The organism is Spirosoma taeanense (assembly GCF_013127955.1).
GTDB lineage: Bacteria > Bacteroidota > Bacteroidia > Cytophagales > Spirosomataceae > Spirosoma > Spirosoma taeanense.
Genome location: NZ_CP053435.1, coordinates 5,473,647 through 5,493,841, shown reverse-complemented (window position 1 = coordinate 5,493,841; position 20,195 = coordinate 5,473,647). Strand labels below are relative to the sequence as shown.

General features: G+C 54.0%; 13 protein-coding genes. 7 read left to right on the top strand and 6 right to left on the bottom strand.

The features are described 5' to 3' along the window. Positions 1–30: 30 nt before the first annotated feature. Positions 31–930 carry a DUF4249 domain-containing protein gene (locus HNV11_RS22820; protein WP_171741864.1) on the top strand — a complete coding sequence of 300 codons (900 nt, stop codon included), beginning with the start codon at positions 31–33 and terminating at the stop codon, positions 928–930. Positions 931–954: 24 nt separating this feature from the next. Here HNV11_RS22820 and HNV11_RS22815 read toward each other — a convergent pair whose 3' ends face one another. Then, positions 955–2,505 (bottom strand): polysaccharide biosynthesis C-terminal domain-containing protein, encoded by a 1,551-nt coding sequence (locus tag HNV11_RS22815; protein ID WP_171741863.1) that lies wholly within the window; start codon positions 2,503–2,505, stop codon positions 955–957. Positions 2,506–2,652: 147 nt separating this feature from the next. Between HNV11_RS22815 and purH the strand changes: the two genes are divergently transcribed. The 3 genes from purH to gatC all read left to right on the top strand — a co-directional run bounded on the left by purH (position 2,653) and on the right by gatC (position 5,363). Further along, entirely contained in the window at positions 2,653–4,212 is a 1,560-nt protein-coding gene (gene purH / locus HNV11_RS22810) for a bifunctional phosphoribosylaminoimidazolecarboxamide formyltransferase/IMP cyclohydrolase (RefSeq protein ID WP_171741862.1), read from the top strand. An 80-nt stretch (positions 4,213–4,292) separates the two neighbouring features. Next, positions 4,293–5,027 (top strand): lysophospholipid acyltransferase family protein, encoded by a 735-nt coding sequence (locus tag HNV11_RS22805; protein WP_171741861.1) that lies wholly within the window; start codon positions 4,293–4,295, stop codon positions 5,025–5,027. 48 nt (positions 5,028–5,075) lie between these two features. Beyond that, positions 5,076–5,363: an Asp-tRNA(Asn)/Glu-tRNA(Gln) amidotransferase subunit GatC gene (gatC, locus tag HNV11_RS22800; protein ID WP_171741860.1), complete on the top strand. Its 288-nt coding sequence runs from the start codon at positions 5,076–5,078 to the stop codon at positions 5,361–5,363. Between the two features lies 1 nt (position 5,364). Here the strand turns inward: gatC and HNV11_RS22795 are convergent, their stop codons facing one another. From HNV11_RS22795 to HNV11_RS22780, 4 genes are all read right to left on the bottom strand, one after another. Then, positions 5,365–6,051 carry an alpha/beta hydrolase gene (locus HNV11_RS22795; RefSeq protein ID WP_171741859.1) on the bottom strand — a complete coding sequence of 229 codons (687 nt, stop codon included), beginning with the start codon at positions 6,049–6,051 and terminating at the stop codon, positions 5,365–5,367. A 15-nt stretch (positions 6,052–6,066) separates the two neighbouring features. Then, on the bottom strand, positions 6,067–7,566 hold the full coding sequence (locus HNV11_RS22790; protein WP_171741858.1) for a DUF1501 domain-containing protein: 1,500 nt from the start codon (positions 7,564–7,566) through the stop codon (positions 6,067–6,069). Positions 7,567–7,607: 41 nt separating this feature from the next. Continuing rightward, complete coding sequence (locus tag HNV11_RS22785) at positions 7,608–10,376, bottom strand: DUF1553 domain-containing protein (protein ID WP_171741857.1); 2,769 nt, start codon at positions 10,374–10,376, stop codon at positions 7,608–7,610. 236 nt (positions 10,377–10,612) lie between these two features. Beyond that, positions 10,613–13,006: a sialate O-acetylesterase gene (locus HNV11_RS22780; RefSeq protein ID WP_171741856.1), complete on the bottom strand. Its 2,394-nt coding sequence runs from the start codon at positions 13,004–13,006 to the stop codon at positions 10,613–10,615. 188 nt (positions 13,007–13,194) lie between these two features. Between HNV11_RS22780 and HNV11_RS22775 the strand changes: the two genes are divergently transcribed. From HNV11_RS22775 to HNV11_RS22765, 3 genes are all read left to right on the top strand, one after another. Then, positions 13,195–14,400: a parallel beta-helix domain-containing protein gene (locus tag HNV11_RS22775; protein WP_171741855.1), complete on the top strand. Its 1,206-nt coding sequence runs from the start codon at positions 13,195–13,197 to the stop codon at positions 14,398–14,400. Between the two features lie 46 nt (positions 14,401–14,446). Continuing rightward, positions 14,447–15,499 carry an SO2930 family diheme c-type cytochrome gene (locus HNV11_RS22770; RefSeq protein WP_171741854.1) on the top strand — a complete coding sequence of 351 codons (1,053 nt, stop codon included), beginning with the start codon at positions 14,447–14,449 and terminating at the stop codon, positions 15,497–15,499. Positions 15,500–15,980: 481 nt separating this feature from the next. Beyond that, positions 15,981–16,781, top strand: coding sequence for a T9SS type A sorting domain-containing protein (locus tag HNV11_RS22765; protein WP_171741853.1), 801 nt, complete (start codon positions 15,981–15,983; stop codon positions 16,779–16,781). 349 nt (positions 16,782–17,130) lie between these two features. Here the strand turns inward: HNV11_RS22765 and uvrA are convergent, their stop codons facing one another. Further along, on the bottom strand, positions 17,131–20,067 hold the full coding sequence (gene uvrA, locus HNV11_RS22760) for an excinuclease ABC subunit UvrA (protein ID WP_171741852.1): 2,937 nt from the start codon (positions 20,065–20,067) through the stop codon (positions 17,131–17,133). Between the last annotated feature and the right edge of the window lie 128 nt (positions 20,068–20,195).

Below are 20,195 nucleotides of genomic sequence, written 5' to 3'. Positions count from 1 at the left end.
CCTGGCTGGAGATAATCCTGCCTATGCGTCATGAACCGATTTTCGATATACCTGCTTTTCTCAGGGCTTGTTCTAAGTCTGCTGCTGACAGGCTGTGAGACAGTCATTGATGCTAAACTCGATACCGGGCCTACACAACTGTCGGTCGATGGCACCCTGACCGATCTGCCCGGCCCACAATCGATCCGGCTCACGCAAACGGCAGCCTACCTTGACAACGGCACACCGCCACCGGCTATCGGTGCCACCGTGCAGGTGAGGAACAATAACGGCCGAAACTTTTCATTCACCGATCCCGATAACGATGGCTATTACGTCTGGCAGCCAACCGGTAAAGACACGCTCGGCCGTATTGGGCAGACGTACAACCTGAATATTACCTTTCAGGGCGAAACCTACCGCGCTACCAGCCGGATGAATCGGGTACCAGTGGTGGATTCGCTGGTGTTCAGCAAACAAAAGATCAATCCCTTATCATCAACGGAGGGGTATCAGGCTGAGTTTTTTGCCCGCGATCTGCCCGGCGCTACGGATTACTACCGGATTCGGTACTACCGGAATGGCACGCTGCAGAACAAACCCCGCGATATTATTACGGTGAAAGATGGGTCGTTTCCCGGTAGCGCCGATACCGATGGGCTGGTATTTATTCGTCCGTTCCGGCAGTCAGTCAACCCTGACAGTCTCTATAATCTTAATGATACGGTGAAGGTAGAAATCATGTCGCTGACCCCCGAAGCTTTCGAATTCTGGCAGCAGCTACAGAACCAGATTACCAACGGCGGATTGTTTGCTACGCCCCCGGCTAATGTACCCACCAACATTATCAACACGAATGGAAACGGACGTCGGGCAACGGGCTTCTTTATTGCCTCGGCCGTACGTGGCCGAACGGCGCGGGTGGCCGGTGAGAATCTACGGACAAAATAAGGTCCGAAAGCTGGCCGTGTATGGTTACTTAAGCTCTGTTGGCCCGGCCGGAGCCGGTTTGCGTTGGCGGAAGCGCGCGATCAGCGGTTGCAGACTGTCGCGCTCCAGAAAGATAATCACGGCCGTAAACAGCCCGAACAGCACCAGATGGAAAGGCACTGCCATCCAGAGGTTAGGAATATCGATCCACAGGGATGCGTAAATCAGCAGTCCCGCTCCCAGGACATAAGCAACCGCCGACCCAACTTCATACGGAACCGGGTAATATTTACGGCCCAGCCCGTAGCAAATTGCCATCATCACAAAGCTGGACGTCAGAAACGCTACAGCGCAGCCCATATAGCCCATGACCGGAATTAGCAGGATGTTCCCCAGAATCGTAATGGCCGCTCCAATGCCGGTGATGAGCGTACCAAACTTGGTTTTGTCGGTGAGCTTGAACCAGAAGGCAATGTTCTGGTAAACGCCCAGGAACAGATTGCCCAGTAGCAGGAGTGGCACTACGTCCAGTCCTCGTCGATAGGCTGGGGCCAGCATGATTTTACCCAGAATATCTAAGTTCAGGCTCACGCCCACCCAGATAAACACGCAAACGATGGTGAACCACTTTGTTACGCGGGCCAGCAGATCGGGTGCGTTCTTATCTTCGGCGCGGGTGAAAAAAAACGGATCAGCGGCCAGTCGGAAGGAGGTCGTCACCAGCGCCATAAAAACCGATAACTTGAAACAGTTACCGTAAATACCCAGGGCATCTTCGTTCGTCAGGCCCGGATAAAAATCGTCGGGTAGGTAATGGCGCAGGAACAGGCGGTCGGTCAGGTTATTGACTACGTTCGCCAGGCCCGTCAGCATAATCGGAAAGGCGTAAACATACAGGATGCGAATGTCGCCCCAGTTGAGCCGGAACCGAAAGCCCCGGAAGGCCCCGCGCAGCAGAACAAAATAGCAGAGATTACCCAGCAGGTTAGCCAGGAAAATATAGCCGGGGCCTATGGAGGGGTCGTAAACAGAACGCACCAGCGGTTGCAGGGCCGACAGATATTTTCCATTGAGAATGTCTGGGCAAACAATGAGAAACAGGACGTTCAGGGCGACAACAATAGCAATGTTGAGCATCCGGGCCACGACGAACTGCCTGGCTTTATTCTCAACCCGCAGCCGCGCAAACGGAATGGCCATGACGGCGTCAATTGCCACTATCAGCGCCGACCAGCGAATAAACGTAGCCTGATTCGGGTAATTGAGCCAGACCGCAATTTCGGGGGCGAACCAGAGCAGCAGAACTGTCGCTACGGTCGTAATGACGATTACCATACTCAGCGTGTTGCTGAAAACGACGGCCGTGGTTTCGGGCTTGCGGGCCGAAAACCGGAAAAAAGCCGTTTCCAGCCCCAGCGTGTAAATCACCAGCAGTAAGGCGATATAACTGTAAAACTCAACGTTGGACGACAGCTCTTTCGGTCTCGCGAACGCATACGTCTGGATCGGGACCAGCACGTAATTCAGCATCCGGCCCAGGATAGTGCTGATGCCGTACAGGGCCGTATCGCTGGCTAGTTTTTTAAATGTACTCATTCGGGGTAATAACAGCCGGCTTATCCGGGCTGACAAAGTTAAGACCTTTGGTTATCTTTGCGCTTCTGATCGAAACAGCTCCCGGCTGTTTCGGGTCAACAGCCAACTAACCAGCAATCGCCGGGCACCTGTTTTCCGGTCGTTCCTATGTCGCTTAAGATCTCCTCCGCGCTAATTTCTGTCTATTATAAAGATGGCCTTGAACCCCTGGTTCGGCTGCTGCACGAGCAGAATGTTAAACTCTACTCCACAGGTGGCACCCAGACGTTCATTGAACAGCTTGGTATTCCCGTTACGCCCGTCGAAGATCTGACCGGCTACCCGTCCATCTTCGGCGGGCGGGTTAAAACGCTGCATCCGGCCGTAATGGGTGGTATTCTGTACCGGCGCGAATTGCCGGAAGACCTTGCGCAGGCCGAGCGGCACCGGATTCCACCGATTGATCTGGTTGTGGTCGATCTGTATCCTTTCGAAGAAACGGTTGCGTCGGGCGCGTCGGACGAGGATGTCATCGAAAAAATTGATATCGGCGGAATCTCGCTCATCCGGGCGGCTGCCAAAAACTACAACGACGTGCTGATCGTGTCGTCGCGCAGTCAATACGCCGAGGTGGTAACGCTCCTGAACGAGAAAAACGGCGCGACCGATCTGGCCGATCGTCGGCAGTATGCCCGGAAGGCTTTCGGCGTTACGTCGTACTACGATACCGCCATTCAGGCCTATTTCAGTTCGGAGGCTGATGTGGTTTCGGGCCAGCAGAAGGAGGCCACCGGCGACATTGCCGATTTCAGGAAGTTACCCGCCAATCATCTTCGCTACGGCGAAAACCCGCACCAGCAGGCAACCTTCTACGGCGATCTGGACGCCATGTTCGAGAAGCTGCACGGCAAGGAGCTTTCGTACAACAACCTGGTTGACGTAGATGCCTGCGTAAACCTGATTGATGAATTCAGAAACGCTAACGGGGCGGCCTTTGCCATCATCAAGCATACAAACGCCTGCGGAATTGCGACTGCTTCGAGCGGTAAAGAAGCATACCTCAACGCGCTGGCCTGCGATCCGGTTTCAGCTTTCGGGGGCGTTGTGATTACCAATACGCCAGTCAATCTGGAAACGGCCGAAGAGCTGAATAAGCTGTTCATGGAAATTCTCATTGCGCCCGATTACGCGCCCGAGGCCCTGGACGTACTGAAATCGAAGAAGAATCGTATCCTGCTGAAACGTAAAGCAGTTGCTCTACCATCGGTGATGTTCAAAACAATCCTGAACGGCGTTCTGGAGCAGGATAAAGATGACCAGACCGAAACCGCCGATCAGTTTAAAACGGCAACGATCAAAGAACCATCGGCGAGCGAGCTGCGGGCGCTGGAGTTTGCCCTAAAAGTGTGTAAGCATACCAAATCGAATACAATCGTGCTGGCCAAAGAAAATCAGTTGCTGGCCAGTGGCGTCGGGCAGACCTCCCGCGTCGATGCGCTGCGGCAGGCCATTGAAAAAGCCAACTCGTTCGGGTTTGATCTGAAAGGAGCGGTTATGGCGTCGGATGCATTCTTCCCGTTTCCCGACTGCGTTGAAATTGCTGATCAGGCAGGAATTACGGCGGTCGTTCAGCCCGGCGGCTCGATTCGCGACCAGGATTCGATCGACTACTGCAACCAGCACGGTCTATCCATGGTCACCACGGGCGTGCGGCACTTCAAACACTAATTAACCAGAACCCAGGATTTACTTTTTCTTTGGGGGCGATCGCTTGTTGTTACGCCCCACCGAAAGCCAATCCAGAGCCCATGCGACTACTTTATTCCATCTGGTGCGCCTTTTACATTGTGGCCTTGTATCTGGTCCTGTTTCCGTTTCAGTTTGTGTTTCTGCAGCGCGAGGAATGGAAGCCACTGGCGCACAAAGTCAATCGGGTTTGGGGCTTCCTGTATTTCTGGGGAATTGGTATGCCCGTGCGGGTCGAACATCGGTTCCGGCCCGACCCGAAGCAGGCGTATGTATTCTGCGCCAATCATTTTTCATATCTGGATATTGCCGTAATGGGCGTAGTAGTTCGGAACTATTACGCGTTTGTTGGTAAGAGCGAGGTAAAAAAGATTCCCTTGCTGGGCTATATGTTCGCCAAGCTTCATGTGCAGGTCGATCGGTCGCAGCCGAACAGCCGCGCCTACTCGCTGGCTAAATCTATCCGGCTGCTGGCATCCGGCCGCAGCATCATGATTTTTCCGGAAGGTGGCATCCGGGCCAAACATCCACCCAAAATGCACCATCCATTCAAGGACGGCGCCTTCATTATGGCCGTTCAGCAGCAGGTTCCAATTGTGCCCATAACGCTACTGGACGATCACCGGATTCTACCGGACAAGAAAAAGCTACGGATGCATTGGGGGCCGCTTCGGGCGGTAATTCATGAACCGATTGAAACGACGGGCATGACCCCCAACGACATTGAATGGCTGAAGGAGGAAACGTATCGCATCATTGATCAGGAATTGATGAAGGGAGCGGCCGTTACGGCCTAATTTTGTTGCCCATGTCGGTTCCGGGACGTAGTTAAACAAGTAGATAGCATGAAAGTCGATCAGGAAACTCTCCATAAAATCGCTCATCTGGCCCGGCTGGAAGTTCAGCCGGAAGAAGAAGCCGAACTGCTCGCCAGCCTCAATGGTGTGCTGACGTGGATGGAACAGCTCAACGAGGTTGATACAACGGGTGTTGAGCCGCTGACGCATATTTCGGACGAGACGAATATGCTGCGCGATGACGTAGTTGGTCAGCACCTGCCCCGCAAACAGGCCCTGGCGAATGCTCCTCAGCACGATGAGCAATTTTTTGAAGTCCCTAAAGTTCTGGAATAACTCAGGCGATGGCCGTTGTCGGTCGGTTGCCTAACAGCGTACGAATTGGTTCGGCCACGGCTTCGGCGTGAAAAACGAGGCTGAAGTGATCGCCGGGTACCTCAATGAAAGGTTCGTCAGGTGGTAAAACGATGTTATCCCGACGGGCGTGAATCCGTAGGTCGGGCTGAACCGTCAGCGGAGGAGCCTTCGCGAATAGCGTCTGAAACTGCTGATAGATATACAGCCGGCTCATGCGAAGCGAGTTGTCTAGGAGCGTGCAGAATAAGCCAAACGACTCTTTAAACGGGTACAGTTTCTTCAACATACCGTTTGTTACGCTGTTCTGCGTAAGCCTCGTATCGAGCATGAACTTCAGGAGACGAAGGTTTTTCAGAGGCAAATAAATCTTCTTCTGATTCGTCCACGAAGCCAGCTGAATAGTCGTGGCGTTCGTCAGTTGTTTGATGTGCATGGCAACCCAGCCGCCCATCGAGTGCCCAATAATCACATCTTCGGCCGTAATCCTGTACTGGCTAATTAGGCGCTGAGCCAGCTGCTGTACGTTGATCGTATCTGACGGCGCCCAACGGGCAAATTCGTCGGCCAGATCAATGTGCACAAAACTGGCCGGGCCAATCAGCGGCACCAACTGGTCAAAAATAGTCGGGTCTTCGAGGTAGCCGTGGATAAGAACGATGCGAAGCATGGGCTGGTAGTCCGTTTAGGCCAAAATAGGCTTTACGATCTTGCCCGCTACGTCGGTTAACCGGAACGGCCGCCCCTGAAACTGGTAGGTTAGCTTCGTATGATCGAACCCGAGCAGGTGTAGAATCGTGGCCTGCAGGTCGTGAACGTGAACTTTGTCTTTCACGCCATAGTAGCCAATGTCGTCAGTTTCGCCGTAGGAAAACCCTTTCTTTACGCCCCCGCCTGCCATCCAGACCGTAAAGGCTTCCAGGTGATGATCGCGGCCCATAAAGGGCAGCACCTGCCCATCACGGTTTTCCTGCATTGGCGTCCGGCCGAACTCCCCGCCCCAGACCACCAGCGTTTCGTCCAGCAGGCCCCGTTGCTTCAGATCGTTCAGCAATGCCGCTACGGCCTGGTCCGACTCTTTGCATTTGTTCTTCAGACCTATTTCAATGGCACCATCTTCACTGGTTCCGTGAGAATCCCAACCCCAGTCGAAAAGCTGCACGAACCGGACACCACGCTCAACCAGCCGACGAGCCAGCAGGCAGTTTCGGGCAAAGGAGCCCTTGTTCGGGTCAACACCATAGCTGTCCAAGATGTATTGCGGCTCACTCTTAATGTCCATCGCATCCGGTACGGACATCTGCATCCGGAAGGCCAGTTCGTACTGAGCGATTCGGGTCAGAATTTCGGGGTCTTTAACGTCGTTGTACTGCTGCTGATTGATTTCGCTGATCGCGTCGATGGTTTGCTTCCGAACGTCGCGGGTGATACCGGCCGGGTCCGATGCGTACAGAACCGGATCGCCGTCGGTACGGCACTGGACACCCTGATACACCGTCGGCAGGAACCCGCTGCCCCAGATTGATTTTCCTGCATCGGGTTGTTTGCCGCCCGACGCCAGCACGATATAGCCCGGCAGGTTATCGTTTTCCGTTCCTAAGCCATACGTTACCCAGGAGCCCATACTCGGCCGACCTAGTCGGGCGCTGCCAGTGTGCATGAGCAGTTGAGCAGGGGCATGGTTGAACTGGTCGGTATGCATGGCTTTGAGGAACGTAAGGTCGTCCACGACGCCCTGCAGATGCGGCAGGTAATCAGACACCCAAGCGCCCGACTGGCCGTGCTGCGCGAACTTGCCCTGCGGTCCGAGCATTTTCGGGACGCCCCGGATAAAGGCGAATTTCTTGCCTTCGAGCAATTCCTGCGGGCAGTCTTTACCGTTGTATTTAGCCAGCTCGGGCTTGTAATCAAACAATTCCAGCTGGCTGGGCGACCCGGCCATGTGAATATAAATGATCCGTTTAGCCTTGGGAATATACTGCGACGGATGCGGAGCGGTCGGCTCACCCGACTGTAGGGCGTTACCAACGGCAGCCGTATGTTCGTCTTTATTCAGGAAACCGCAGCTGCCCAGAATTGAGCTAAGGGCCAGTGCACCAACGCCCGTTGAGCAGGTATGCAAAAAGTGACGCCGGGTTTCGCGCTCGGCGGCAGCCTGTTGGAGTTCTTGCAGGAGCTTGTTCATATTGACGTAAAGGGTTCCGTAGCCGAAAGCTGCGCGTAAAACTATTCTTTGGTAATCACTTCGTCCAGATTCAGTATAGTATTGGCCGTTACGGTCAGTGCGGCCTGCTGAGGGGTTGCATCGGCCAGGGTCAGGAGCTTTTTCGCTTCATCTGGCTTGCTCCGGTAATACTGCTCGGTTGTACGATACAGCCTGGTCAGCACGGCTAATTTCTTCGGGGCCAGTTCGCGCAGCATCACCTGCCGGAAACCGGCCTGAATCTGCGCTTCGGGCGAGCGGCCCTGAGCAGCCATATAGCAGGCCAGTTGCTGGGCCGCTTCAACATAGACTGGATCATTCAACGTTACCAAGGCCTGCAGGGGCGTGTTTGTGCGCAGCCGACGTAACTGACAGAACTCGCGGCTGGGGCTGTCAAACGTTACCATCGACGGGTAGGGGGCCGTGCGCTTCCAATACGTGTACAGGGCGCGTCGATGCAAGTCTTCGCCAACGCTCTGTTTCCAGGTTTCGCCGTCGTAGGGCGACTGCCAGATGCCTTCAGGCTGAACGGGCATTACGCTAGGGCCATGCATTTTTGTACTCAGCAGCTTACTTACGGCCAGCGCCTGATCGTGTACAGCCTCGGCGGATAGCCGAACGCGTGGCCCGCGGGCGAGCAATTTGTTGAACGGGTCTTTCGCCAGCAACTCGGGCGAGGCCGTGGACTGCTGCCGGTACGTTGCCGACAGAACGATCTTTTTCAGCAGCGCCTTAATGCTCCAGCGATCCGTTTCCATAAAGTCAACCGCCAGATAATCCAGCAGTTCGCGGTGGGTTGGCGGAATGCCCTGCGTGCCCATGTCCTCCACGGTTTCGACGATGCCTGTCCCGAAGAGCTGCTCCCAGAATCGGTTTACCGCTACGCGCGCCGTTAACGGATGCTCCCGACTGACCATCCAGCGGGCCAGACCGAGCCGGTTTCTGGGTAATTTGGGGTTCATCTGAGGAAACGACTTGGGTACGTCGGGAGACACCCGCTGGCCTTTGACCATCCAGTTCCCGCGCTGAAACACATGGGTTGGCCGGGCAAGGTCATCGGAGCTGTCGAGCATGATAGGCGTTTGTTCCGCTTCAGCGTTCAGTACGTCCAGAAGCAGTTTATCCTGCTCACCCAGGGTGCTAAGTGGCTGACCAGGTAGAATTGGCTGGAAGGATACCCATTTGACCATGACCCACTCTTTAGGCGTTTTTGGGCTGTTGAGCGAGAGATATAGGTCATGGCGGCCCTGCACAGAGGGCAGCGGAATCATCTGGATCGTATCGTTCCAGCTGTTACCAGTTTTAGGCACCGGAATTGTAGCCAGAACCGGCCCATCGGGTTTATCCTGACGGAGGGTAACGACAGCGTTGGTAGCATTCGTACCCCAGGCAATCAAAAGCCGGGGTCGGTTTGTCAGCGTAACATTTTTGATGCGGGCCGAGCCTTTATCCTGCGCACCGAAGTACTTGGCGTCGAGCAGCGACGCGTTGATGTACTTGTCAAAGTCGTGGGAGTTGATCTTCGGTTCAATGGTTCGGGCCAGCTTGGTAAAATAGTCGGTCTGCGCCTTTGCCCGAGCCGCGTTACGTTCGGCGGTTGAAATAAACTGCTGTAACGCCACCAGTTTCAGCGAGTCGGCAGGTTTATAGAACCGGAGGGTCGGGGTGTCGCTCGTTACGTCTTCGTCGCGGCTGTTGTTGAAAAAGGCCAGGTATTTGTAGTACTCGTCGTGCGTAAACGGATCGTAAGGATGGCTATGGCACTGCACGCACGAAAAGGTAGTACCCTGCCAGACATCCCAGGTCGTGTTGACCCGGTCCAGAACGGCCGCCACCCGAAACTCTTCATCCTGCGTACCGCCCTCATCGTTCGTCATTGTATTCCGGTGAAATCCGGTTGCAATCAGTTGATTGTCGTCAGCATTAGGCAGCAGATCACCCGCAATCTGTTCCACGGTAAACTGGTCGAAGGGCTTATCGTCGTTAAAGGCGTTAATGAGCCAGTCGCGGTAACGCCAGATTTTGCGGCCGGGGTCGCGTTCATAGCCTTTGGTGTCGGCGTAGCGGGCCAGATCGAGCCACATTCCCGTCCAGCGTTCGCCGTAAGCGGGTGATGTAAGCAGTTGGTCAACCACTTTTTCGTAAGCATCCGGCGCTTTGTCCTGAACAAAAGCCGTCACCGCTTCCTGTGTGGGCGGCAGGCCGGTCAAATCAAGCGATACCCGCCGAATGAGCGTGGCCCGGTCGGCTTCCGGAGAGGGCTTTAAACCCTCATGCTTTAGTTTGTCAAGAATGAAGTAGTCGATCTCGTTCCTGACCCAGCCAGCTTCTTCATTTTGCGTGAGACCCAGCCGACTCCAGAACGTTCCGAGTTTGGGTAACTCAGGCTTTACGACGGGCTGATACGCCCAATGGTCGCCCCATTCGGCACCCTGATCGATCCAGTTGCGCAGAAGCTCAATTTCGTCGGGTTTGAGCGGTGGGTGATCGAGCGGCATCCGCTCATCGGGGTCGCTCAGCGTCAATCGGCGAATCATCTCGCTGGCGTCGGCATCACCGGGAATGATGGCTGGTTTACCGGATTTCGCCGGGGCCAGCGCTTCGTGTTTGAACAGCAGCGAAAAACCCGACGCTTTTTTTACGCCACCGTGGCAGACAATGCAGTTCTTGTTGAGCAGCGGTTTTATCTGGGTATTGTAATCCACCCGGCTGTCGAAAATGCCGAGAAACGACGAAAGCGTTAACGCCACCGTCATACTGACTGCGCCCAGAATAACCCACTGCGTTTTCATGTCCAGTTATCAGGTCATTTGGCGAGCACTCGAATTTTATGCCCGCTGGTTAACCGCAAAGACTACTTATTCGTAAAGGCAGAACCTTCGCTTTTTTCACTGTCGGACAGCAGCAAGCAGCAGTTTATTTGAAAAACAAGCGATAGTTAGCCGACAGGGTGGGAGCCTGGATAACGAAACCCGATGGTAAGCCGTTCAATATCAGTATGTAAATGCTAGCCGTCAGCTTGGGGCGCTTACTTGACCCGAATGATTAGGCTGCTGGTATCGTCTTCGCCATTGCTGGTTCCGTTGCCGGGAACGGAGTCTGGATCGGGGCGGCTGGCCGCTGTAATCTGGGCCTTACAGACACTGCGACCCAGCGCGGTAACTTTAGCTCGAAACTGAAGTGTAGCGGTGCTATTTACGTCCAGACTGCTTAGTCCGCCCGAAATGCCACCCCCACCCGGAGCCATGTCGTTGCTCGAAATAAATGTCTGGCCAGCGGGCAAGTAAGCTGTTACGTTCAGGCCGGTTGCTATCATCCCACCCCGGTTTGTCAGCCATAACGTATAGGTTATGGTGTCGTTCAGGCGGGGAGAGCGATTGCTAACCGACAGGCTTAGGCTTACATCGGCTTTCGTTAGATCGGCGGCTGGTTGGTTGTCCTGAACACTGGGCAAAGGAGCCTGATTGGGATTAGGCGACGTAAAGACAGCCAGTCCGGCCTGGCGGGTGCGAAAGTTCAGTTCCGCGGTGTCGTCCTGTCCGTCGCCCGTACCGGAGTTGGGCTGGGAGTCGGGATCGGTGTTGGTAACCTGTGCAATCTCAGCCGCGTTTCGGTACGTTCCAGCCGCCAAAGGCCGCGCCCGAAAACTCAGAATGACCGTTGCATTCGGATTCAGGCTGACGACCGTGCCGGTTAACGTACTGCCGCTGAAGGCCAGGCCCGACGCCGACACAATGCTTAGATTACTGGGCAGGCGATTGCGAACCTGTATGTTGGTCGCCGGATTAGGCCCGGCATTGCGGATGTAGAGCGAGATGGTCAACGTATCGTTCACACCGGGCGTTCGCTGGCTGATACCCATGGACAGACTTAAGTCGGCCGCACCGGAGGACGACGGTGGAGTACCTACCCGGAAGAGGTTGGAGGGTACGGCGGGAAAAACGGGCGAGGTAGCCACCACCCGAACCTGATACCGGCGGCCGGTTGTGAGCGTATCGGGTAGCTTAACCGCCACCGGACTGCTAAGTCCACTGCCCAGAACGCCTACATACTTTCCCAGTGAATCGAGAAGCTGCACCTGCCATTGATTGTCGCCAGCGAACGTGCCCACCGTTTGAAAGGATACGCGCAGACTATCGCCGGGACGCAGATAATCGGCGACCGTTTCGGTTACGGCAAACTGCGTCGGTGTGCTGGGAAGGGCGTTCTGGAAAAAGCCGTCATTCAGGCTGTTGCTCCAGTTACGGGCGTAGCGCGACATACCCATATCGGCCGGGATTGATCCTGGGTTCAGGTAATAGCGGGGATGCGGAGAAGGGCGGAGAATATTCCGAAAATGTACGTCCGGCGTGCCGGCGTTCCGGTTGACAATGGTATCGTTATACGGTCCCTGAAAGGCGTTGAAGCCTGGTGTTGCGATAACGGCTTCCTGCTGAGCCACTACGTCGGGTGATGAACTGGTTCCGTTAAACGAAGCCCGGGCTACGACCCACGGTAGCGGGCGTCCGCCAAAGTCCTGCCGCGACTTTTGAATCAGCGCTCGTAGCCGGTCGGCATACTGCAGGATCTTATCGCGGGCGACGTCATTTTCGGCCTCCCCCTGGTGCCAGAGAACGGCCCGGATGCCCGCCGTCGAGCCATAATAGCCTAAAATATTTTTGAGATTGGTATAGGGTTGGAGGTTTGGCCAGTTCTCTACGCAGTAATACGCATTACAGCTAGGAATGCCGTTAGCTGAGTTAAGCCAGTTGTCAATGGTTGAGCCATCCCAGCCCGCTACGTAAAAGACCACCGGCACGTTATAGCGGTAGACGATATAATCGCCCAGTTCGCCCCAGACCCAGGAGCTTTCGGCCATCGGAAACACGCGCCGACCGGCCGTTAAGGGCTTATAGACCGGCACCGGCAACGGATCGCCGGAAGAAAACAGCGCGTTGGCATTGGGCGGATAGTAGTGATTGATGGTGTCAATGGCATTGACGCGGTCGGTAGCCGTACCCAGGTCGTTATCGCCTACGCCAAGCCCCCGCGAATTCGATTGCCCCGCCGTTATAAACACCTCGCCAATACCCACCGGTTGCACAGTGGCCTGCCCCGTTACCGTATTGCCAATTAGCGTACGAACAGTCAGTACGTACCAGCCGCCTTTACCCGTGATATAGCCTAGAAAGACGTTATTGGCTGGATTAATCTGTACCGTTTGCCAGTCGGTGGCTGTTCCATCGTTGGTTGCTACGGGTGTCAATCGCGCTTCAACCCGGTCAACCGCCGTACCCAGCCGTCCTGATAGATAGAGTCGTCCATTGTTATCGGCACCGCGCTGTACGACCAGCCGGGGCATCGGATACGAAATCTGAAGCTGAGCAAAAGCAAAGTAGGGTAATCCAATAATCAAAAGAACCCAGCGAAGCGCGGACGACATGACTAAACCGAAAATTGCCCCGCGAAATTACGAGTAAAGTTGGTCAGGTACAGTGAAATGTACTTATTTAAGTATCTGCATCCTATCCGGTTCTCTTCGCCAGCGGTAAGCGAATTCCTGCTTTTTAACGTATCTTTGTTAAAACCCTTATGCCTTCATTGTCAGAAATTTATCACAGATTGATTGCCATGAAAACGCTGCTCATCACGATCGCAACCAGCTGTTTAACTGCCCTTGGCGCAGTCGCGCAGCCGGCGGTACAAAAGGCAATTCAGAAACAGCTTATTCTCAGCGACGATGGAGCTACCATTCAACTGGACGAAGGGAAGTTTACGTTTACGGGCAGTCTGTCGTTGGAAGACAAGAAAAACATTGTGATTCGGGGGCGGGGCGTGGATAAAACGGTGCTGTCATTTAAGGGGCAAACCGACGGGGCCGAAGGGCTGCGGGTGAGTAACGGCCAGAATATCATCATCGAAAACCTGACCATTCAGGACACGAAAGGCGACGCCATCAAGACGATGAACGTGAATGGCATTACGTTCCGCAACCTGAAAGTCGAGTGGACCGGTACGCCCGGCCCTGATAACGGTTCGTATGGCTTGTATCCGGTGCAGTGCCAGAACGTCCTGATTGAAAACTGCGTCGCCATTGGCGCGTCGGATGCGGGTATTTACGTTGGGCAGTCGAAGAATATTGTGGTGCGTCGGTGTGAGGCTTATCATAACGTAGCGGGTATCGAGATTGAGAACTCGCTCATGGCCGATGTCTATGAAAACAACGCTCACGACAATACCGGGGGCATTCTGGTCTTTGATCTGCCCGATCTGGTGCAGAAGCGGGGCGGTAATGTGCGGGTCTATAAAAACACCATCCGTGAGAATAACTACGACAATTTTGCCCCGAAGGGAAACATCGTCGCCCGGGTGGCGGCTGGTACGGGGGTGCTGATTCTGGCGACTAACCAGGTTGAGGTGTTCGATAATCAAATTATCAACAACAAGAGTATCGGCACGGGGGTTATCAGCTACCACATGACCGAGAACCCCATTGCCGACAAGGAATACTATCCTTATCCGACGAACATCAATATCCACGACAATACGTACGTACGCGAACGGGGCTATCCGACGCGCAAAGGCCGCATGGGTATGATGTTCCGCTTTAAACTGAAGTTTGGTAAGGATGTCCCCGACATTCTCTGGGATGGCATTACAGACACTAACTACGCTCATCCGGCCACGATGGACATTTGTTTGCGGAACAACACCGGTGCTGAGTTCGCTAATATGGATGCCGCTGGCGGTTTCAAGAACGTATCGCGCAATATGACCCCGCACAACTGTGAACTTAAACCGCTGGCCGACGCCAAACTCGCCGTAGGGCAGGAGTAGCGGCTCAAATTCCTGCTTGCTCTACGGGTTGTAAACAGACGTAACGATGAAGCTTTTCCTCGCTTTTGCCCTTTTCCTCATTTCAATCGCCTTTACCATACGGCCGGTTGGAACGGGTGCGGCCGCGCCGGAGAAGCTTTCGGACTGGGGAATTTTTGCGGGTAATATCGCCGGGCAGCGACCGGCTGAGGGCGTAATACCTTACCGGCTCAATACGCCCCTGTTTTCGGACTACGCCGAAAAGTTGCGCTTCCTGAAGCTACCCGCGGGGCAAAGCGTGCCTTATAACCCGGATGATGTACTGGCTTTTCCGACCGGGACGGTACTCATCAAAACGTTTTACTTTCCGAATGACTTCCGCGACCCGGCCAAAGGGCGCCGACTGCTCGAAACGCGCTTACTGGTCCATGAGCCCGCCGGCTGGAAAGCGCTCGAATACGTCTGGAATACCGAACAAACCGACGCTCTGCTCGAAGTGGCCGGCGAACAGACAGAGGTGACTTACGTTGACCTGGCCGGGAAAACACACCGGCAGCCCTACGTGATGCCTAACCTGAATCAGTGCAAAGGGTGCCACAACCGGAACGAACGGCTCTTGCCCATTGGGCCATCGGCCCGTCAGCTAAACGGCGAACAAACCTACGCCGACGGCCCGGCCAACCAGCTTGCCTACTGGCAACTGCATGGACTACTCACGGGCCTGCCTGAACTGGCGGCAGTGGCAAAAACACCTGTCTGGAACGATCCGGCTACCGGCAGCCTGGACGCCCGCGCCCGTGCCTGGCTCGACATCAACTGCGCCCATTGTCACCGCCCCGATGGCCCGGCCGCTACGTCAGGCCTGAACCTGCGCTATAATGAGGAGAATCCTACCGTCTGGGGCGTCCTGAAAACACCCGTTGCGGCTGGTCGGGGTTCGGGTGGGCGGCAGTATGACATCGTGCCTGGTAAACCCGACGAGTCGATACTCGTTTATCGGATTGAATCCAATGACCCCGGTATTATGATGCCTGAAGTTGCCCGCAAAGTCACCCACCAGGAAGGTGTTGCCCTCGTGCGGGAGTGGATACGGAGCCTGAAAAGCGAAGGGCAGAACTGAATCTTAGCATCTTCCTGATGCCTAAGTGCGAACTTACCATAGAGTTTCCCTGGGGTTATATAAACACGTATATGAGTTTGGTATGCTAGACGGCGGTAAATACCACCTTTAGCTAAAATCGAAGATTTCGTGAGACATTGCGCGTTCTTCGTGCTTACATTTCAGGTAGTTATATTATTTATGCGCATAGGGGTAACTACAATAACATATCGTATTATGAAGCTAATAATAGTAGATCATGAAAAAGATTATACTCCTCATTCTGCTCGTCGTCAGTTGCTGGATAACAACTGCTGGGCAAACAATTACAAACGTAGGATTTACAAACAATAGGGACGGAGGGATTAATTATCATGTGCTTCGAAGTGCTATCTCATGTCCAGGTGGAGAATTATGGGTCAATTTTCAATACGCCCGCTTCCAATGCCCGGACACGCGCTTCAAGGTTGACTTAATTCAAACCAGTGGTACGCCAACTATAGTGAGTTCCTATACTGTCGGAATGGACAATGTGGAAGGGATACCCTGGTCAATGGTGGGGGTTACGGTTCCTGCTACGGCTGTGATTGGGTCACTGTATAAAGTACGTGTATCCAGCATGCGCCCGGAAGGCTGCACAAAAGATCCGGCATCCGTAACCGGGAATACAGTCGAAATACGAATCAAATCGGTTGAAGTGCATAGTATTGGTTATTTGCTACCCCCTTACTCGGGAACGCCTAAACCAGGACCGCTGAACATTTCAACGGGGCAGACCTTCAGGTTATACGCTATTCCCGAACGATCGTATTACACCTACACCTGGCTTTTACCCTGTCCTCCGTTATGCAATGAATTAGCCGGTACACGTAGCGGTGTTTTTGAATCGACGGCCACTGAACTCGGTAGTTACACCGCTACTCTTTACGGACACTTTGCCGACGCCTATTATTGTGATGCGCCTGTTGTATCAACGGTTATCAACGTGAGTGGCTCCGCAAGTAATGGGTTACGCGTTGGAACGGAAGAGAGCGCCGGTCAGGAGGGGTTAATGGTCAGAGCCTGGCCAAATCCAGTTCGGGAAGTGTTGACAGTTGAGGTACAGGCCGAATTGCGTAAACCCGTCACAATCAGTATGACGGATGCGCGTGGCCGACTCATTCAACGCAGACAGACGGTGATGGAAGCGCCTAAACAGCAGGAATTGTTCAGTTTGAACGGCCAGCCAACGGGCATCTATTTGTTACGAGTAGCAACCGCCGATAAAGCGCAGGTTATAAAGATTATAAAAGACGATAAGTAGCTATACCGACTTCGGCTGATAAAACGTATTACCCTACCCTTGTGCGTAATTAATTAAAGCAAACGTCCGACGGACTGCTGAGTCTGTCGGACGTTTGCTTATTATCGGCTTTGGCTATTATTATTTTCAACTGTGTGAACGAATGCGTTGGCTGAGAACCAATGTTGCATAGGCCCTGACGTATGCTGTTGTAGTACCTGAGTGGTTCATACTGAGCAAGGAACAAAAGCAGAACGTAGCGGATGAACCTAAAATGATGGGTAGCTTTAACGGGTGATATATAAAGAAAGGCAGGTATACACCCACCTTTCTTTAATGGAAACCTAGCCTGATAAATAAGCGCTTATGCTTACACTTTCCCCCGCAGAAAATCAGCCGTAAAGTTCTGGCCTTCGGGCAGTTTCACCATTTCTTCGGGGGTGCCTGTAAACGTTACGTAACCGCCGGTTTCGCCACCTTCGGGGCCGAGGTCGATGATGTGGTCGGCGCTTTTGATGACTTCCATGTTGTGCTCGATGATAATGACCGAGTCGCCCTGATCGACCAAAGCGTTGATGGCTGTGAGCAGTTTACGGATGTCGTGAAAATGCAGGCCCGTGGTCGGTTCATCGAAAATAAACAGCGTGCTGCCTTTGTTCGGATTCCCCTTGCTCAGAAACGACGCCAGCTTAACGCGTTGCGCTTCACCACCGGATAACGTATTGGCCGATTGCCCTAGTCCAATATACCCTAGACCAACCTCCTGTAGGGGCAGGAGCTTATCGGCCATTTTGGGTTCTACCTTGCGGAAAAAGTCGATCGCTTCGTCAACGGTCATATCCAGAATGTCCGAGACATTCTTGTGCTGCAACGCTACCTCCAGCACTTCCTGCTTAAAGCGTTTGCCGCCACAGCCCTCGCACTTGAGGTAAATGTCGGCCATGAATTGCATCTCAATCTTTACCTCGCCTTCGCCCTGACAAACCTCGCAGCGACCGCCATCGACGTTGAATGAGAAGTGGCTAGGCTTATACCCACGGGACTTGGCAATGGGCTGATCGGCCATGACCTGCCGCAGGTAATCATAGGCTTTGATGTACGTAACCGGATTCGAGCGCGACGATTTACCGATGGGGTTCTGGTCAATCATTTCAACGGATGAAATCCGGTCGAGCGAACCTTCGAGGCCCATGAACTTACCCGCTTCTTCAGCCGCATCGCCTTTCTGACGCACCAGAGCCGGGTATAGAACTTTCCGGATGAGTGTACTTTTACCCGATCCCGACACGCCCGTAACGACGGTCAGCGTGTTAAGCGGAAAGCGCACATCAACCTGCTTGAGATTGTTTTCCCGCGCGCCTTTCAACTCAATAAAATTGGTTGCCTTACGCCGGAACTTGGGGACGGGCACTGTTTCGCGGCCCGTCAGGAAGTCGAGCGTGTGCGATTTCAAGGATGCGTTATAAACGATGAAGGACGAATTTGGCTCTTGCCCATTTAGCATTCCTCGCTCCTCATTCATTATTCCATTCAGATTTCCCTGGAACACCAGATGGCCCCCCAGCGAGCCCGCTTCGGGGCCAATGTCAATGAGCTGATCGGCGGCCCGCATCACTTCTTCTTCGTGCTCAACCACAATGACTGTATTGCCCATGTCGCGCAGGGATTCCAGGACGCTCACCAGCCGCTGCGTGTCGCGGGGGTGCAGACCAATACTGGGTTCGTCCAGAATATACATCGAGCCGACCAGCGCCGAACCAAGCGACGTAGCGAGTTTGATGCGTTGATATTCGCCACCCGACAGCGAGTTGGTCAGGCGATTGAGGGTCAGGTAGCCCAGGCCGACGCGCTCCATATAATCCAGACGGTTCCGAATCTCGATCAGAATCCGGTTGGCTATCTGCTGCTGATGCTCGGGTAATTCCAGATTGCGGAAGAAAGCCGTTACCTGCGTCAGCGGCATCAGAACCAAATCAGTGATGGATTTGCCGCCTACTTTCACGTAGCCCGCATCTTTGCGTAGGCGCGACCCCCGGCATTCGGGGCAGGTAGTCTTGCCCCGGTAGCGCGACAGCATGACGCGGTACTGCACCTTAAAGGTCTGACTTTCGACGTAAGCGAAGAACGCATTCAGGCCGTCGAAGTACTGGTTGCCAGTCCAGAGTAGTTCCTGCTCGGCGGGCGTCAGGTCTTTATAGGGCCGATGAATCGGGAAGTCGAAGCGGATACCGTTTTTCAGTAAAGGCTTCAGAAACTCCTCGCTCATCTTCTCGCTCCGCCATGGCATGATGGCACCCTCAAAAACCGACAGGTTCTTGTCGGGAATCACCAGGTCAGGGTCAATACCCAGCACCTTACCAAAGCCATCGCAGCGCCGGCAGGCGCCGTATGGGTTATTGAACGTAAACAGGTTGACGCTTGGCTCTTCGAACACAATCCCGTCCAGCTCAAACTTATCAGAGAAAGTACGCGACTCCTTCCCGACTACGTCTACCCGGCAAACGCTGCCACCTTCGTTGAAAGCCGTTTGTACCGAATCCGAAAAACGATACTGCGTGTCTTCGTCGGGCTGTCCGTCGGCATCCAGGATAACCGTACCCCGATCGACCAGCAATTCAAGCTGATCAGTTTGATCGGGCAGGGCGTTGACCTGAGCCGGGTCCTGCTCCAGCAGATCTTCAATCTGCAGAACCTGCTGACCCGTCGGACCGCCATCCGCAACAATCCGGGTATAGCCCTTTTGAAGCAGAACCTTAAGTTCGTAGTCAAGCGTTCGGCCTGGATGAATAATCAGGGGCGTCAGAATCATGACCCGCTGACCGTCTTCGTGGCTGAATATGTAATTCACTACGTCTGTAACCGTATCCCGGCGAACCTCCTGGCCCGATATGGGCGAATAAGTAATGCCTGACCGGGCAAATAACAGTTTGAGATAATCGTAAATCTCGGTCGAGGTGCCCACCGTTGAGCGGGGGTTGCGCGTCGAAACTTTCTGCTCGATGGCAATCGCCGGCGACACCCCTTTGATATATTCTACTTCGGGCTTCTCCATCCGGCCCAGAAACTGCCGGGCGTAACTGCTCAGACTTTCGACGTACATGCGCTGCCCTTCGGCAAACAGTGTATCGAAGGCCAGCGATGATTTGCCCGAGCCGGAAAGACCTGTCAGTACTACTAATTTGTTGCGCGGAATGGCAACGTCAATTCCCTTCAGATTATGTACTTTGGCCCCTTTGATGATGATGAACTGCTTGGGGTCGAGGTGATCAACCGAGCGCGATAGCCCGGTTTCCGTAGTCTGAGTCATTCGATGTCAATGAGGGTAAACTCTATCTAAGTTTTAACGGTTTTACGTTCGGATAGGTTCTTTTACATCAATGTATGTATGCTGCCTGGCTAAACGAAGGTTGTTTGCTCCGGGCTTACTTGGGTATT

Excerpts from the sequence above, each read along its gene's own strand:
- HNV11_RS22805 (WP_171741861.1), top strand. The coding sequence starts at position 4,293 with ATGCGACTACTTTATTCCATCTGGTGCGCCTTTTACATTGTGGCCTTG.
- HNV11_RS22775 (WP_171741855.1), top strand. The coding sequence starts at position 13,195 with ATGAAAACGCTGCTCATCACGATCGCAACCAGCTGTTTAACTGCCCTT.
- uvrA (WP_171741852.1), bottom strand. The coding sequence starts at position 20,067 with ATGACTCAGACTACGGAAACCGGGCTATCGCGCTCGGTTGATCACCTC.
- HNV11_RS22790 (WP_171741858.1), bottom strand. The coding sequence starts at position 7,566 with ATGAACAAGCTCCTGCAAGAACTCCAACAGGCTGCCGCCGAGCGCGAA.
- purH (WP_171741862.1), top strand. The coding sequence starts at position 2,653 with ATGTCGCTTAAGATCTCCTCCGCGCTAATTTCTGTCTATTATAAAGAT.
- HNV11_RS22780 (WP_171741856.1), bottom strand. The coding sequence starts at position 13,006 with ATGTCGTCCGCGCTTCGCTGGGTTCTTTTGATTATTGGATTACCCTAC.
- HNV11_RS22795 (WP_171741859.1), bottom strand. The coding sequence starts at position 6,051 with ATGCTTCGCATCGTTCTTATCCACGGCTACCTCGAAGACCCGACTATT.
- gatC (WP_171741860.1), top strand. The coding sequence starts at position 5,076 with ATGAAAGTCGATCAGGAAACTCTCCATAAAATCGCTCATCTGGCCCGG.
- HNV11_RS22770 (WP_171741854.1), top strand. The coding sequence starts at position 14,447 with ATGAAGCTTTTCCTCGCTTTTGCCCTTTTCCTCATTTCAATCGCCTTT.
- HNV11_RS22785 (WP_171741857.1), bottom strand. The coding sequence starts at position 10,376 with ATGAAAACGCAGTGGGTTATTCTGGGCGCAGTCAGTATGACGGTGGCG.
- HNV11_RS22815 (WP_171741863.1), bottom strand. The coding sequence starts at position 2,505 with ATGAGTACATTTAAAAAACTAGCCAGCGATACGGCCCTGTACGGCATC.
- HNV11_RS22820 (WP_171741864.1), top strand. The coding sequence starts at position 31 with ATGAACCGATTTTCGATATACCTGCTTTTCTCAGGGCTTGTTCTAAGT.